The organism is Massilia putida, from assembly GCF_001941825.1.
In the GTDB taxonomy this organism is placed as follows: Bacteria; Pseudomonadota; Gammaproteobacteria; order Burkholderiales; family Burkholderiaceae_D; genus Telluria; species Telluria putida.
In genome coordinates this window covers 6,879,909-6,893,503 of the sequence record NZ_CP019038.1, presented here as the reverse complement: position 1 = coordinate 6,893,503, position 13,595 = coordinate 6,879,909, and the positions used below count along the sequence as shown (strand labels likewise).

Genomic DNA, 13,595 nt, shown 5'->3' with positions numbered 1-13,595 from the left:
CGTTTGCTGTTGTTTGATTGCCATTCTACAATCGGCCACGATGGGCCCGGCGCCGATCCTCGGCGTCCAGCGTAAAAATGAGAATGAACGACTACGGAGACGGCAATGAATTTCAAGATGAAAGCATTGGTTGCAGGGGTGGTTCTGGGTTTTTCGATGTCCAGCATGGCGGCGGAGCCGATCAAGATCGGCGTGTCCGGTCCGTTCACGGGTGGCTCGGCGCCGATGGGCGTATCGATGCGCGACGGCGTCCGTCTCGCCGTCAATGAAATCAATGCCAAGGGCGGCGTGCTGGGCCGCAAGATCGAACTGATCGAACGCGACGACGAAGCGAAGAACGAACGCGGCGTGCAGGTCGCGCAGGAGCTCATCAACAAGGAGCACGTCGTCGCCACCGTCGGCTACATCAACACGGGCGTCGCGCTCGCCTCGCAGCGCTTTTACCAGCAGGCGAAGATCCCCGTCATGAACAATGTGGCGACCGGCTCCATCGTCACAAAGCAGTTCGCCAACCAGCCGGAAAACTACATCTTCCGCAATTCGGCGAACGACACGATCCAGTCCGCGATGATCGTCGACGAAGCCATCGGGCGCCGCGGCTTCAAGAAGCCCGCGATCCTCGCCGACTCCACGAACTACGGCCAGCTGGGCCGCGAAGATCTCGAGAAGGTGCTCGAGAAGAAGGGCGTGAAACCGGTCGCCGTCGAGAAGTACAACATCGGTGACGTCGACATGACGGCGCAGCTGCTGCGCGCCAAGCAGGCCGGTGCCGACGTCGTGCTCACCTACGGCATCGGCCCCGAGCTGGCGCAGATCGCCAACGGCATGCAGAAGCTGGGCTGGAAAGTGCCCATCGTCGGCAGCTGGACGCTCGCGATGGCCAACTTCATCGACAACGCCGGCAAGAACGGCGACGGCACGCGCATGCCGCAGACCTTCATCCAGAACCCGGACACGCCCAAGCGCAAGGCGTTCATCGACGCCTACATCAAGGCCTACAATCCGCCGGGCGGCCGCATGCCGTCCGCCGTGTCGGCCGCGCAGGGCTACGATTCCGTGTACCTGCTCGCCGCCGCGATCCAGCAGGCCGGCAGTACGGAAGGACCGAAGATCGCCGCCGCGCTGGAAGACCTGAAGACCCCGGTCGAAGGCGTCGTCACCACCTACAACAAGCCGTACTCGCACTCGGACCACGAGGCCATCAACTTCGAGAACACCAAGTTCGGCGAAGTGCGGGACGGGCGCGTGGTGCAGGCCAAGTAACCCACTGCGTCATTTCCGGCACTGCCGGAAATAGCTTCCCGCGCAAGCGGGGATCCATACTGAAGGCCCGAAGCCGGACGCCGGTTACACCGCGTGGTTCCCGGGATACCGAATCCGGCTCCTCAGCATGGGTTCCCGCTTTCGCGGGAACGACGTGCTCTTCGACCTGCCGCTCCCCAGGAGGAATCATGGAGATCCTGCTGCAACTTGTCGTGTCCGGCATCGCGCTCGGCATGATCTACGCCGTGATCGCGTTCGGCTACCAACTGACGTTCGCCACGTCCGGCACCCTCAACTTCGGCCAGGGCGAGGCGCTGATGCTCGGCGCGCTCGTCGGCCTGTCGCTCGTCGGCACCATCCACGGCGGCCCTTATCTGAGCTACTGGCTGATGATTCCCATCGTCGTCGTATTCGGCGCGCTGCAGGGGATGTTCGTCGAGTGGATCGCCGTGCGGCCCGCGATCCGCATCAAGTCGGAATTCGGGTGGATCATGTCGACGATCGCCCTCGCCATCATCTTCAAGAACGTGGCCGAGAACATCTGGGGCAAGGACGTGCTGCCGTTCCCGTCGCCGCTGTCGTCCGAACCGTTCACCGTGCTGGGCGCGAACGTGCAGCCGATGCAGGTCGCCGTGGTCATCGGCGCGCTGGCCATCATGCTCGCCGTCGAGATCTTCAACCGCAAGTCCATCTACGGCAAGGCCGTCGTCGCCACCGCGAACGACCGCGACGCCGCGGGCCTCATGGGCATCAACACCCGCCTGGTGATCACGTTCTCGTACGCGCTGTCGTCCGCCACGGCCGCCTTCGCGGGCGCCCTCATCGCGCCGCTCACGCTCACGAGCGCCACGATGGGCGCGTCGCTCGGGCTCAAGGCGTTCGCGGTCGCGATCATCGGCGGCCTCACGTCGGGCATGGGCGCCATCGTCGGCGGCATCATCCTGGGCATCGCGGAAACGGCCACGGGATTCTATCTGTCGACCGGCTACAAGGAAGTGCCGGGCCTCGTCCTGCTGCTGCTCGTGCTGGCGGTGAAACCGTCCGGCCTGTTCGGCAAGGCCGCGATCAAAAAGGTGTGACCATGAACAAGCTGATTACCGGCGCGGCCATTGCCGGCATCGCGCTGCTGGCCGCCTTTCCCGTGCTGGTCGCGAACCCTTATTACCTGCACCTCGTCGAGACGATCCTGATCTACGCGATCCTGCTGTTCGGCCTCGACATCGTCGTCGGCTACACGGGCCAGGTGTCGCTGGGCCATGCGGGCCTGTTCGGCGTCGGCTCGTACGTGACGGGCGTGCTCGTGATGAAGCTGGGCGCCGCGTGGTGGCTGACGCTCCCCGCCAGCATCGCCGGCGCCGCGCTGTTCGGCGCCATCCTCGCCCTGCCCGCGCTGCGCGTGACGGGGCCGTATCTCGCGATGGTGACGCTGGCCTTCGGCACCATCGTGCAAATCCTGATCAACGAAATGACCTTCCTCACCGAAGGCCCGATGGGCATCATGCTCACGAAACCCAGTGTGGCCGGGCACGAACTGACGGAGGTCCAGTACTACTATGCGGTCGCCGCGCTGATGGTGGCGTCGCTGCTGCTCGTGCACCGCCTCCTCAAATCGCACATCGGGCGCGCGTTCGAGGCGCTGCGCGACAGCCCCATCGCGTCCGACTGCATGGGCGTCTCGGTCTACCGCTACAAGGTGTACGCGTTCGTGATCAGCGCCGGCTTCGCGGGCCTGGCCGGCAGCCTGTATGCCTACTCCGAGCAGTACATCTCGCCGAACACCTACAACTTCGAGCTGACCATCCTGTTCCTGCTCGCGGTGATCATGGGCGGCCGCAAGACGCGCAGCGGCGCGCTGATCGGCGCCGTGATCGTCGTGATGCTGCCCAGCCTCCTGTCCGACATCGACCTGTTCCGCCGCATCGCCGTCGGCGCCGCGATCGCCGCGGTCGTGATCTCCGGCCTGCTGCTGGCGCGCCGCAAGACGACCGTGGGCCGCGTCGCCGTGCCCGTCGTCGCGACGCTGGCGATGGCGGTCGTGTCGTACAAGCTGCAAAGCATGGTCGACTGGCGCCTGACGATCTTCGGCCTCATGACGCTGTTCGTCGTCTACTACCTGCAGGAGGGCATCGTCGGCTTCCTGCGTGGCCTGCTGGGCCGCGGCCGCCAGCATGCGCGCGCGCTGGCGGACGACGGCGCCGATCCGTTCGCCGGCGTGACCCCGCCGCAGGCGGCGCCGGCGGCCGAAAGCACCGCCGGCGACCTGCTGCGCGTCGAACAGGTGCTGATGCAGTTCGGCGGCCTCAAGGCGCTGAACCAGGTCGACCTGACGGTGGCGCGGGGCACCGTGCACGGCCTGATCGGCCCGAACGGCTCCGGCAAGAGCACGATGATGAACGTCCTCACGGGCATCTACAAGCCAACCGCGGGCCAGGTGTTTTTCGCGGGTGCCGGCATCACGGGCCGCACACCGTCGCAGATCGCGCTGGGCGGCATCGCCCGCACCTTCCAGAACGTGCAGCTGTTCGGCGAGATGACCGCGACGGAAAACATCCTCGTCGGCCTGCACCACAGCTTCCGCTCGAACGTGTTCGACGCCATGCTGCACACGCCGCGCCGCAAGCGCGAGGAATTGGCCGCGCGGGCGCGCGCGGCCGCGATCCTGCGCTTCGTCGGCCTGGCCGATCTCTCGGACGAGGAAGCGCGCAACCTCCCCTACGGCAAGCAGCGCCTGCTGGAGATCGGCCGCGCGCTCGCGCTCGACCCGCGCCTGCTGCTGTTGGACGAACCGGCCGCCGGCCTCACGGCGCCGGACATCCGCGAGCTGATGGCCATCATCCGCAAGATCCGCGACCATGGCATCACCATCGTCCTCATCGAGCACCACATGGACGTCGTGATGTCGATCTCGGACACCGTCACCGTGCTCGACTTCGGCCAGAAGATCGCCGAGGGCACGCCGGCACGCGTGCAGTCCGACCCGCGCGTCATCGAAGCCTATCTGGGCGGCGCCGGCGAACCGGCGGCCACCACGAACGCCGCCGTCTGAGGAGACCACATGCTCACGATCGACAACCTGCACGCGGCCTATGGCAAGGTCGAAGTGCTGCACGGGATCTCGCTGGAAGTCCCGAAGGGCAAGCTGGTGACGCTGATCGGCTCCAACGGCGCCGGCAAGACGACGACCATGCGCGCCATCTCGGGCATGATCAAGCCGCGCGGCGGCACCGTCCTGCTTTCTGGACGCGACATCACCGGCATGGACTCGCACCGCATCGCGCGTGCCGGCCTCGCCCATTCGCCGGAAGGCCGGCGCGTGTTCGCGACTATGACCGTCACCGACAATCTGCTGCTGGGCGCCTTCCCGCGCTTCACCCGCGCCCGGCCCAAGGGCGACGTGGTGCGCGACCTCGAACGTGCGCTCGAACTGTTCCCCCGCTTGAAGGAACGCCGCACGCAGCTCGCGGGCACGCTGTCCGGCGGCGAGCAGCAGATGCTGGCGATGGCGCGCGCCGTCATGCTCAATCCCGACGTCGTGCTGCTGGACGAGCCGTCGATGGGTCTCGCGCCCATCCTCGTCGACGAAGTCTTCCGCATCATCGCGCGGCTGAAGGCCGAAGGCGTGACGATGCTGCTCGTCGAGCAGTTCGCCCAGGCCGCGCTGAACGTCGCGGACTACGGCTATGTGCTGGAGAACGGCAGCATCGCCGTGCACGGCCCTGCCGCCAGCCTCAGGAACGATCCGAAGGTCGTCGCGGCCTACCTGGGCGGCGCGCACTGACGGATCGCCCGCGCCAGCGCGTCGAGGTCGCCAAGCTTCGTGTACAGGTGCGGTGTGACGCGCACGATGTCCGCCGCGCCGAATTTGCGCACGACGGTGAAGATGCGGTGGTCAACCATCAGTCGGCGCACGACCTCCGCGGCCGCTACGCCGTCGATGGCGAACGCGCCCAGCGCGCAATGCAGGCGCGGGTCGCGCGGCGTGTACAGGCGCACGCCCGGCGCGTCCGCCACCTGGTCCATCCAGCGCCGCGCGAGCCAGCGCAGGCGCGCTTCCTTGTTGCACGAGCCGATCGACGCGTGGAAAGCCAGCGCGTCCTCGATGGCCATGACGGGTGCGGGCGGCACGGTGCCCACATGGCCGAACTTGTCGATGTCGCCGCGGGCGAACGACACGTCGCCGTACAGCGGAGCGATGTCCGCGATACGGTCGCGCGCCACGTACAGCAAGCCCGTACCCAGCGGCGCGCCGACCCATTTGTGCAGGTTGTACGCAGCGAACGGCGCGCCGACCTGCGGGATCGTAAAGTCGAGCTGCGCGAGCGCGTGGGCGCCGTCGACGACCGCATCGATGCCCTTCTCCCGTGCCAGCGCGGCCAGCCGCGCCACCGGCATGATGCGGCCCGTGCGGTGCACGACGTGCGTGACCAGCAGCACGCGCGTGCGCGGCGTGATCGCGTCGGCGTACAGCGCCACGACGGCATCCTCGTCTTCCAGGTCGTACGGCACGTCGACCTGGACGATGCTCAAGTCCTTGCGCGCGGCAACCGTCCGCACGATGTCGTGGCTGCTGTCGTAATCGTGGCGCGCCATCAGGATCGTGTCGCCGGCGTCGAACGGATAGCCTTGCAGCAGGATGTTCATGGACTCGACGGCGCTGCGCGTGATCAGCAGTTCATCAGCCGCGACGCCGGTGAACCCGGCCAGCAGCGACTTCACGTGCGCGAGCCGCGCCGGCCAGCGCGTGCGCAGGAAGTAGGCGTTCTCTTGGTCGACCTCGTCCTGGTAGCGCCGCAGTGCGGCGCGCACCGGATCGGCCGGCATGCCGAAGTAACCGTTCTCCAGGTTGATGAACCCGGGCGCCGGCGAATAGTGCGCGCGGATGGCGGACCAGTACGATTCGTCGTCGGGCAGAATGGCGAGCAAGGCGGTCTCCAGGTGGGTGGCGCGTGGGCACGGTTGTGCGCACCCTACCGCAGGCGTGCGCCGAGCGCCAGCGCGGCCGCGAGATTGCGCGCGGCGCGGCGCAGGTTCTCGTCGGCCGCGGCCAGCGCCTCGGCCACGGAACACGGCCGCGCGACGGCCGCGACCACGACCTCGATGCCTTCCGCGTGCACGGCGTCCGCGTCCTTCGCCAGACTCCCGCCAATGGCGACGACGGGCTTGCCGTGGCGGCGCGCCACCTTCGCCACACCCATCGGCGTCTTGCCGTTCACGGTCTGGCCGTCGATGCGGCCTTCGCCCGTCACGACGAGGTCCGCGTCGCGCACGGCCGCGTCCAGCCCGACGGCTTCCGTGACGATGTCGACACCGGGCCGCAGCTGCCCGTTCAGGAACACGACCATCGCCGCCGCGATACCGCCACCCGCGCCCGCGCCGGGCAGTTGCGCGATGTCCTGGCCGAGGTCGCGCTTGATGACGTCCGCGAAATGCGCGAGCGCCGCATCGAGCTGCGCGACCATCGCCGGCGACGCGCCCTTCTGCGGCCCGAACACGGCGGACGCGCCGCGCGGCCCGGTGAGCGGATTGTCGACGTCGCACGCGATCCTGAACTCGGCCTCGCGCACGCGCGCATCGAGCGCGGCCACATCGATGCGGGCCAGCCGCGCGAGCGCCGCCCCGCCGGGGCCGATGTCGTCGCCAGCGTCGTCGAGCAGGCGCACGCCGAGGGCCTGCAGCATGCCGGCGCCGCCGTCGTTGGTCGCACTGCCGCCCACGCCGAGCACGAAGCGCCGGGCGCCGGCGTCGAGCGCGGCGAGGATGAGTTCCCCCGTGCCGCGGCTCGTGGCCGTGCGCGGATCGCGCAGGTCGGGCGGGACGCCTTCCAGGCCGCTGGCGGCGGCCATCTCGATGACGCCGAGGTCGCCTGCCTCGCCGTAGAACGCGTCCACCGTCTGGCCCAGCGGTCCGGTCACGCGCACGTCCACGCGCCGGCCGCCCATCGCGTCGGTCATGGCCTGCACCGTGCCCTCGCCGCCATCGGCCACGGGCACTTTAACGTAGTCCGCGTCGGGCCAGATCTCGCGCATGCCGGCTTCGATGGCGTGCGCCACCTGCAGGGCGGTCAGGCTTTCCTTGAACGAATCGGGGGCGATGACGATCTTCATGGGCTTTCCTCGTGAGCGATGCCCGCAAGGATATACGATATTGCAGCGGCACCGTGCATGTCGCGCCGCGATGGCCCCGGCCCGGTGGCCATCGTGGCGAGCACCGCGCCGGTCGCCCAGCGCTGGCGGCCGGTAAACGTGTCAGCCTTGCGCCCCGAACAGGTCGTGCGCATCAAGGATCGCGTACGTGATCTCGGGATGCCGCTCCAGCACCTTGCGCACGGCGGCGGGCACCGATTGCCGTACTTTCTTGCACAGGCCGGGCCGGTCTTCCAGCACGATGAGGATGCCGCGCAAGGTGCGCACCTCGTTGGGGCCGGGCGTGATCCGCAGCTCGACGCCCAGGTTGGCGCGGATGCGGTCCTGCAAGCGCGTGAGCTCCGCGTAGGTGCTCACGGCGTCAATGCGCTCGAGCAGGCGCTGCTCCTCGGTGCGCGTGAGCCGCAGCGGGCGCAGGTCCGCGTCCGGATCGGCCAGCAGGATCTCGCGCTCGCAGACGCAGGCGCCGGGGGGACATTCGGTGCGGATGGGTATCGATGCTTGTTGCAACATGGGGTCACGCTGTCAACGGATTGCTCGTCCGGGAACGTAGTGTATCTCAATGTGGGGCATTCTCGTCCCCCGAATCGCGCCAGAGCGTGTCGAGCACGCCCGCCATGCGCTGCCAGTGCGAGCCTTTCCAGAACACGCCGTGGCAGCAGTCGCACGTGCTGAATTCGTCCTGCGTGGCGGCCACGCGCGGCGGCAGGCGGTCCAGCACGTCCGCCTTCGCCACGGCCCGCAGCGGCGCATTGCACGACAGGCAGAGCGTGAACGGGCGCATGCGCTCGGCCAGACCGAAACGCTCGACCACCTCGCGCAACTGGTCTTCCGCCTTCAGCGTCCGCACGTAGCAGCCGTATGCGATGCCGCGGCGCTTGAGCAGTTCGCGGTCGCGCGTCAGCACGGCCCGCCCCTCATCCAGCGCGATCGCTTCGACCTCGGCATCGTTCAGGGTATTGCGGTAGATGGTGTCGAACCCCGCCATTCTCAACAGCCGCGCGAGCCCGCCGAGGTGCGCGTCCGCGACGAAGCGCACGCGGCCCGGCGGCCGCTGGCCGAGCCGCGCCACGTCGGCCACGTCGAGCGTGGTAAAGCGGGGATAGACGGCCACGCGGTCGCCCTCTTCCAGGATGTCGTCGAGCCCCGTCGGCTCGCCATTCACGAGCACCAGCTCGACCTCCGTGTGCGGCACGCCCAGCGCCTCGACCATGTGCTTGGTCGTCGCGGCCCGCGCGCACGGCGTCGTGAACGCGCGGCCCCGCCGCTCGCGCGCGAGGAAGTCGTTCAGTTCGCCGTAGAAGCGGAATGTTGCGCTGACCATGATTCCGCGACGCCGCCCAGTACCGCCAGCGCGTTCGGCACCGAGTGGCCCTCGGCCGTGTTATCGAAGATGCACCAGAGGTCCGCGCCGGGCCGCGACATCGCCGCTATTCTCTGCTCGACCTGGCGCAGGAATTCGGGCGGATAGGCCGAGTAATAGATGCGCGGCGTACCGTGCAGGCGGACGTATGTCGACGCCGTCGTCGGCACGTGCGGGCCGGGCTGGCCGGCGGCCGGATCCGCGATCACGCGCGTGACCCCGTGCTCGCGCAGCAGCGCGGTCGCGGTCTCGCCGAACCATGTCGGATGGCGGCCTTCCAGCGCGAGCATGCAGGGAAAGCGGGCGCGCAGCCGGGGCAGGAAGTCGGCCACGACCTCCGCGTCGAACACGCCGCTGGGCGGCAGCTGGACGAGCACGCAGCCCAGTTTCGGGCCGAGCTCCCCGGCCTCGCGCACGAAACGGTCCAGCAGTTCGTCGGCGCCGCGCAGCTTCGCCTCGTGCGTGATCGCCTTCGGCAGCTTGACGGAAAAACGGAACGCGTCCGGCACGCTGGCGGCCCAGCGGGCGTAGGTCTGCGGCTGGTGCGGGCGATAGAACGACGAATTGATCTCGACGGCCGGAAACACGGCCGCGTAGCGCTCGAGGTGGCTGCCCTCGATGGGAAACGCGGCCGCCGCTTCCTTGTTGATGCCCCAGCCGGCGCAGCCGATCAGGGGCCGGTTCGCCTGTGCTGCCGTGGATTGCAATTCGCTCATCTGGACCCATGTTGGAGGGCATCCGCCCGGCATCCGATTCTATGCCGAACAGCATGACGGACGGCGCACGCGCCGCCGGGCATAGAATATCGATCACCAACAGGAGGAACCACCATGGCCGAGTCCCTGCACATCGTCTGTCCGCACTGCGACGCCGTCAATCGCGTCGCCGGCGAGCGCCTGGCCGACCAACCCGTCTGCGGCAAATGCACGCAGGCGCTGTTCACCGGCCAGCCCACGGACGTGTCGTCCGCCCGCTTCGACAAGCACGTCGGGCGCAACGACATCCCCGTCCTCGTCGACTTCTGGGCCGCGTGGTGCGGTCCCTGCCGCATGATGGCACCCGCGTACGCCCAGGCCGCCGGCCGGCTGGAGCCGCGCGTCCGCTTGCTGAAGGTCGATACGGAGGCGTCACAGGATCTCGCCGCACGCTACGGCATCCGCAGCATCCCGACCATCGCGCTGTTCCAGGGAGGTCGCGAAATCGCGCGCCAGGCCGGGGCGATGGATGCGAACCGCATCGTCGCCTGGGCGCAGCAGGCGGCACGCGTGGCGTAACCCGCGCGGCCCACGGCAACGAGCCACCTCGCGCGGCGCCGGTCGGCGCCGCCACGCGTACGCGCGACCGCCTGTTGCGAATAAACAACGCACGCCCGTGCGCTTAATTTGCGGCTCTGCAACTAAAAGTGACCGAAAGTGTCGTGTTCCCGCCAAAGTACCTCGGCGCGCACAAATATTTCGGCGGCCTCTTGGACACGGCCCCCCTCGTCCCCTAATATTTTCCGTACGGAACTAATTTGCTCTGCATGTGACATCCTTTCGCCCGTATCTTTCGAGTCCCTCCATGACAACCAGCCCGATGCTGCGGCCACAATCGCCACAGCCTGCTTCGCCGCGCCGCCCCGCTCCGGACCGCCCACGTTCCATCGCCCGCTCTCTGACCTTGAACGCCAAGATCTGCCTGACCGCGACCGCGCTCGTGATCCTAAGCCTGGCCGCCACGTCGACCGTCACCGGCATCCGCGGCAGCAGCAGCGCCGAAGTATCCAGCATGAAACTGGCGCGCACGAGCGCACGCGAAGCGGCCGCCACGATCCAGGCGCGCATGACGCCGAACCTGGCGGTCGCATTCGGCCAGGCGCGTGCCATGCGCGCGACGCGCGCGACCGACCTGGCGCTGACACGCAACCAGATCAACGAGATGGTCAAGGCATCGCTGCTCGACTCGGACGACCTGAACGGCTCGACCGTCACCTGGGAACCCAATGCACTCGACGGCAAGGACGCCGAGTACGCCGGCAAGAAGCCGGAGTACGACGACACCGGACGCGCCATGCCCTACTATTCGCGCGAGTCGTCGGGCGGCTTGCATGTGGAACCCATCGTGTTCCTGGACAAGCCCCATGGCAACGACTGGTACGACATCCCGAAAAACACGCGGAGGCCCTACCTCACCGAGCCGCACACGTATCCGGTCAACGGCAAGGACGTCGCGATGACATCCATCAACGTGCCGATCATGGTCAACGGCGAGTTCCGGGGCGTGGTCAGCGCCGACTTCGGCCTGTCCAAGCTGGGCCAGATCCTGGCCGGGCTCAAGGTCATCGAAGGCGGCCGGCTGGCGCTCGTATCGAGTGGCGGCCTGTACGCGAGCAATCCGGACGCCGCCCTCAACGGCAAGAAGGCCGACGACATTCCGGCCGCCGGGCTGGACGCCATCCGCCAGGGCAAGTCCTACGAATACGCCGATGACAAGGGCGACGAGCACCTTCTGCAGCCGGTCCAGCTGCATGCGGACATCGCGCCCTGGGCCATCAAGCTCAGCTTCCCGCAACGCGTGGTGACCGCGGACGCCCGTGATCTGCTGCGCTATACGCTGCTGGTGTCGGTGCTGTGCGCCGTGGGCGCGGCGATCGTCCTCGTGGCCGTGCTGAACCGCTTGACCAAGCCGCTGCGGGTGCTGAGCGCCGCCATGGCCGGCCTGGCCGGCGGCAACGCGGACCTCACCGCGCGCCTCGACGTGAAAGGCAAGGACGAACTGGCCCAGATCGCCGGCGGCTTCAACGAATTCGTCGGCAAGCTGCAGAACGTGCTGGCGCGGGTCCGCAACAGCTCGGGCGACGTGGCGGTGGCCAGCACGGAAATCAGCCGCGGCAACGCCGACCTGTCGGCGCGCACCGAGCAGCAGGCCAGCGCGCTGGAAGAAACCGCCGCGTCGATGGAAGAACTGACGTCGACGGTCAAGCAAAATGCCGACAACGCGCGCCAGGCCAACCAGCTGGCGCAGGGCGCGTCGGAGATCGCGGCCCGCGGCAGCGCCGTGGTGGCCCAGGTGGTGGACACGATGGGATCGATCAAGGCCTCGTCGCAGAAGATCGTCGACATCATCGGCGTCATCGACGGCATCGCCTTCCAGACGAATATCCTGGCGCTGAATGCGGCCGTCGAGGCAGCGCGCGCGGGCGAACAGGGGCGCGGCTTCGCGGTCGTCGCCGGCGAGGTGCGCAACCTGGCCCAGCGCTCGGCCTCGGCAGCCAAGGAGATCAAGGCACTGATCGGCGACTCGGTCGAGAAGGTCGGCGCCGGCAGCACGCTGGTCGGTGAAGCGGGCCGCACGATGGAAGAGATCCTGGCCAGCATCCGCCGCGTCACCGCCATCGTCGTCGACATCAGCACCGCGAGCGCGGAACAAAGCAACGGCATCGCCCAGGTCAACCAGGCCATCGCGCAGATGGACGGCACGACCCAGCAGAACGCCGCGCTGGTCGAAGAGGCCGCGGCCGCGGCCGAGAGCCTGCACCAGCAGGCCGCGTTGCTGGTGTCGCTGGTCGGCGAATTCCGCATCGAATCCGGAACCACGAGGTAAGCAAGTCATGCATGACCGACAATCCACCGGCGCCATCCGATGCGCCATCGCGGGCACCTGCCTGGTGTTATCGGCGTCCGCCGCGGCCGCGGAAGCGACGGGCCAAGGCCCGGCACTGAAGTTCGACGGCGCGATCCGGATGTGGGTGGAAGCCCTCAGCTGGAACGACCAGCGCAAATGGGTGCCCGAATTCGACACCGCCCGCCTCGGCTTCAAATACGACGACGGCCGCTTCCTCGGGGCGGGACGCGAACGGTTTTACCACTACACGAGCCGCCAGACGGGTGCGAGCAAGGGCGCGAGCATGCTGTTCAACGAATATCTGTGGGCAGGCTACCGGTTCGCGGACAACAGCGAACTCCATGTCGGCCAGCAGCGCATGCCGTTCGGCCTCCTGCCCTATGCATCCAACAACTTCTTCGAATCGATGGCCTGGTATGCAGGCTATGAAGACACGTACGCGATGGGCGTGCAATACAAGCGCGCGATCGGCGGCCTGCACGCCAACGTCGCCTTCTTCCCGTCGGATGGCCGCCATCTGCTGTCCTGGACCGACAGCACCGTCGAACTCGACGGCCTGGACTCTGTCCGCTTCAGCAATCACCTGATGAAAAGCTATGGCCGCGAGGAGAGAAATACGGCGGTCGCCCGGCTGGGATACACCGTACCCTTTGCTGGAGGGAAAACGGAGATCGGCGCCTCCGTCCTGGCGGGGCGGCTGGCCGCAACGGACGGGACGCTGACCAGTGGCAACCGCCGGGCCGACGCCCTGCATGCGGCCGCCGAATTCGGCAATCTCGGCATCCAGCTGGAGACAATCCGCTACGCCAACGACTACACCGGGAACGGCTCGATCGCCGGCAACTGGTATGGCGCGTGCGATCGTGACTGCGTCATCATCGGCGCGTACGGCTTCACGAATCGACTCGCGGCCAAGGGCCACATCGACATCGCGAACGTCAGCTATAAACTGCCGGGATCGATCGGCCCGTTCAGCGGCTTCGTGGTCTACAACGATTGGAGCCGCCTGAGGAAATCCGTCGCCGGCTATGCCGACAGCTACCAGAACGTGACGGGCGTGACGTTCTCGTCGGGTGGCTGGGTGGTCATGATCGACGTCGCGCATGCGACCAACGAACCCTATCTGTCCCCGGGCTTCGGCAACGCGCTGGCCGCGGGCGGGAAAGCGTCCGGTCAACGGTTCAATGCTAATATCGGCTATTACTTCTGATTAGCGGAGAAAA

General features: G+C 67.7%; 12 protein-coding genes. 7 read left to right on the top strand and 5 right to left on the bottom strand.

The features are described from left to right. Positions 1 to 105: 105 nt before the first annotated feature. The 4 genes from BVG12_RS32900 (at position 106) to BVG12_RS32885 (ending at position 5,041) form a co-directional block, all read left to right on the top strand. The gene (locus BVG12_RS32900; RefSeq protein WP_075796086.1) at positions 106 to 1,263 is read left to right on the top strand and encodes an ABC transporter substrate-binding protein; all 1,158 of its coding nucleotides are present in this window, start codon (positions 106 to 108) and stop codon (positions 1,261 to 1,263) included. A gap of 188 nt (positions 1,264 to 1,451) precedes the next feature. Then, positions 1,452 to 2,342 carry a branched-chain amino acid ABC transporter permease gene (locus BVG12_RS32895; protein WP_075796085.1) on the top strand — a complete coding sequence of 297 codons (891 nt, stop codon included), beginning with the start codon at positions 1,452 to 1,454 and terminating at the stop codon, positions 2,340 to 2,342. Between the two features lie 2 nt (positions 2,343 to 2,344). Next, complete coding sequence (locus tag BVG12_RS32890) at positions 2,345 to 4,309, top strand: branched-chain amino acid ABC transporter ATP-binding protein/permease (protein WP_075796084.1); 1,965 nt, start codon at positions 2,345 to 2,347, stop codon at positions 4,307 to 4,309. Positions 4,310 to 4,318: 9 nt separating this feature from the next. Continuing rightward, on the top strand, positions 4,319 to 5,041 hold the full coding sequence (locus tag BVG12_RS32885) for an ABC transporter ATP-binding protein (RefSeq protein ID WP_075796083.1): 723 nt from the start codon (positions 4,319 to 4,321) through the stop codon (positions 5,039 to 5,041). On the opposite strand, the gene BVG12_RS32880 is transcribed toward BVG12_RS32885, so the two are convergent. The 5 genes from BVG12_RS32880 to BVG12_RS32860 form a co-directional block, all read right to left on the bottom strand. Beyond that, a complete protein-coding gene (locus BVG12_RS32880) occupies positions 5,020 to 6,186 on the bottom strand; it encodes an aminotransferase class V-fold PLP-dependent enzyme (protein ID WP_075796082.1) in 1,167 nt (388 codons plus the stop codon). The two genes, BVG12_RS32885 and BVG12_RS32880, sit on opposite strands and share 22 nt — an antisense overlap. A 44-nt stretch (positions 6,187 to 6,230) precedes the next feature. Further along, the gene (locus BVG12_RS32875) at positions 6,231 to 7,367 is read right to left on the bottom strand and encodes a glycerate kinase (protein WP_075796081.1); all 1,137 of its coding nucleotides are present in this window, start codon (positions 7,365 to 7,367) and stop codon (positions 6,231 to 6,233) included. Between the two features lie 141 nt (positions 7,368 to 7,508). Beyond that, positions 7,509 to 7,919: a hypothetical protein gene (locus BVG12_RS32870; RefSeq protein ID WP_179966249.1), complete on the bottom strand. Its 411-nt coding sequence runs from the start codon at positions 7,917 to 7,919 to the stop codon at positions 7,509 to 7,511. A gap of 46 nt (positions 7,920 to 7,965) precedes the next feature. Further along, a complete protein-coding gene (locus BVG12_RS32865) occupies positions 7,966 to 8,730 on the bottom strand; it encodes a Mut7-C RNAse domain-containing protein (RefSeq protein WP_075796080.1) in 765 nt (254 codons plus the stop codon). After that, a complete protein-coding gene (locus tag BVG12_RS32860; RefSeq protein ID WP_075796079.1) occupies positions 8,694 to 9,485 on the bottom strand; it encodes a DUF72 domain-containing protein in 792 nt (263 codons plus the stop codon). The genes BVG12_RS32865 and BVG12_RS32860 overlap by 37 nt, the downstream gene beginning before the upstream one ends. Positions 9,486 to 9,599: 114 nt before the next feature. Between BVG12_RS32860 and trxC the strand changes: the two genes are divergently transcribed. From trxC to BVG12_RS32845, 3 genes are all read left to right on the top strand, one after another. Beyond that, positions 9,600 to 10,043 (top strand): thioredoxin TrxC, encoded by a 444-nt coding sequence (trxC, locus tag BVG12_RS32855; RefSeq protein ID WP_075796078.1) that lies wholly within the window; start codon positions 9,600 to 9,602, stop codon positions 10,041 to 10,043. 286 nt (positions 10,044 to 10,329) lie between these two features. Continuing rightward, the gene (locus tag BVG12_RS32850) at positions 10,330 to 12,351 is read left to right on the top strand and encodes a methyl-accepting chemotaxis protein (RefSeq protein WP_075796077.1); all 2,022 of its coding nucleotides are present in this window, start codon (positions 10,330 to 10,332) and stop codon (positions 12,349 to 12,351) included. A 7-nt stretch (positions 12,352 to 12,358) separates the two neighbouring features. After that, a complete protein-coding gene (locus tag BVG12_RS32845) occupies positions 12,359 to 13,582 on the top strand; it encodes a hypothetical protein (protein WP_075796076.1) in 1,224 nt (407 codons plus the stop codon). Positions 13,583 to 13,595 lie beyond the last annotated feature (13 nt).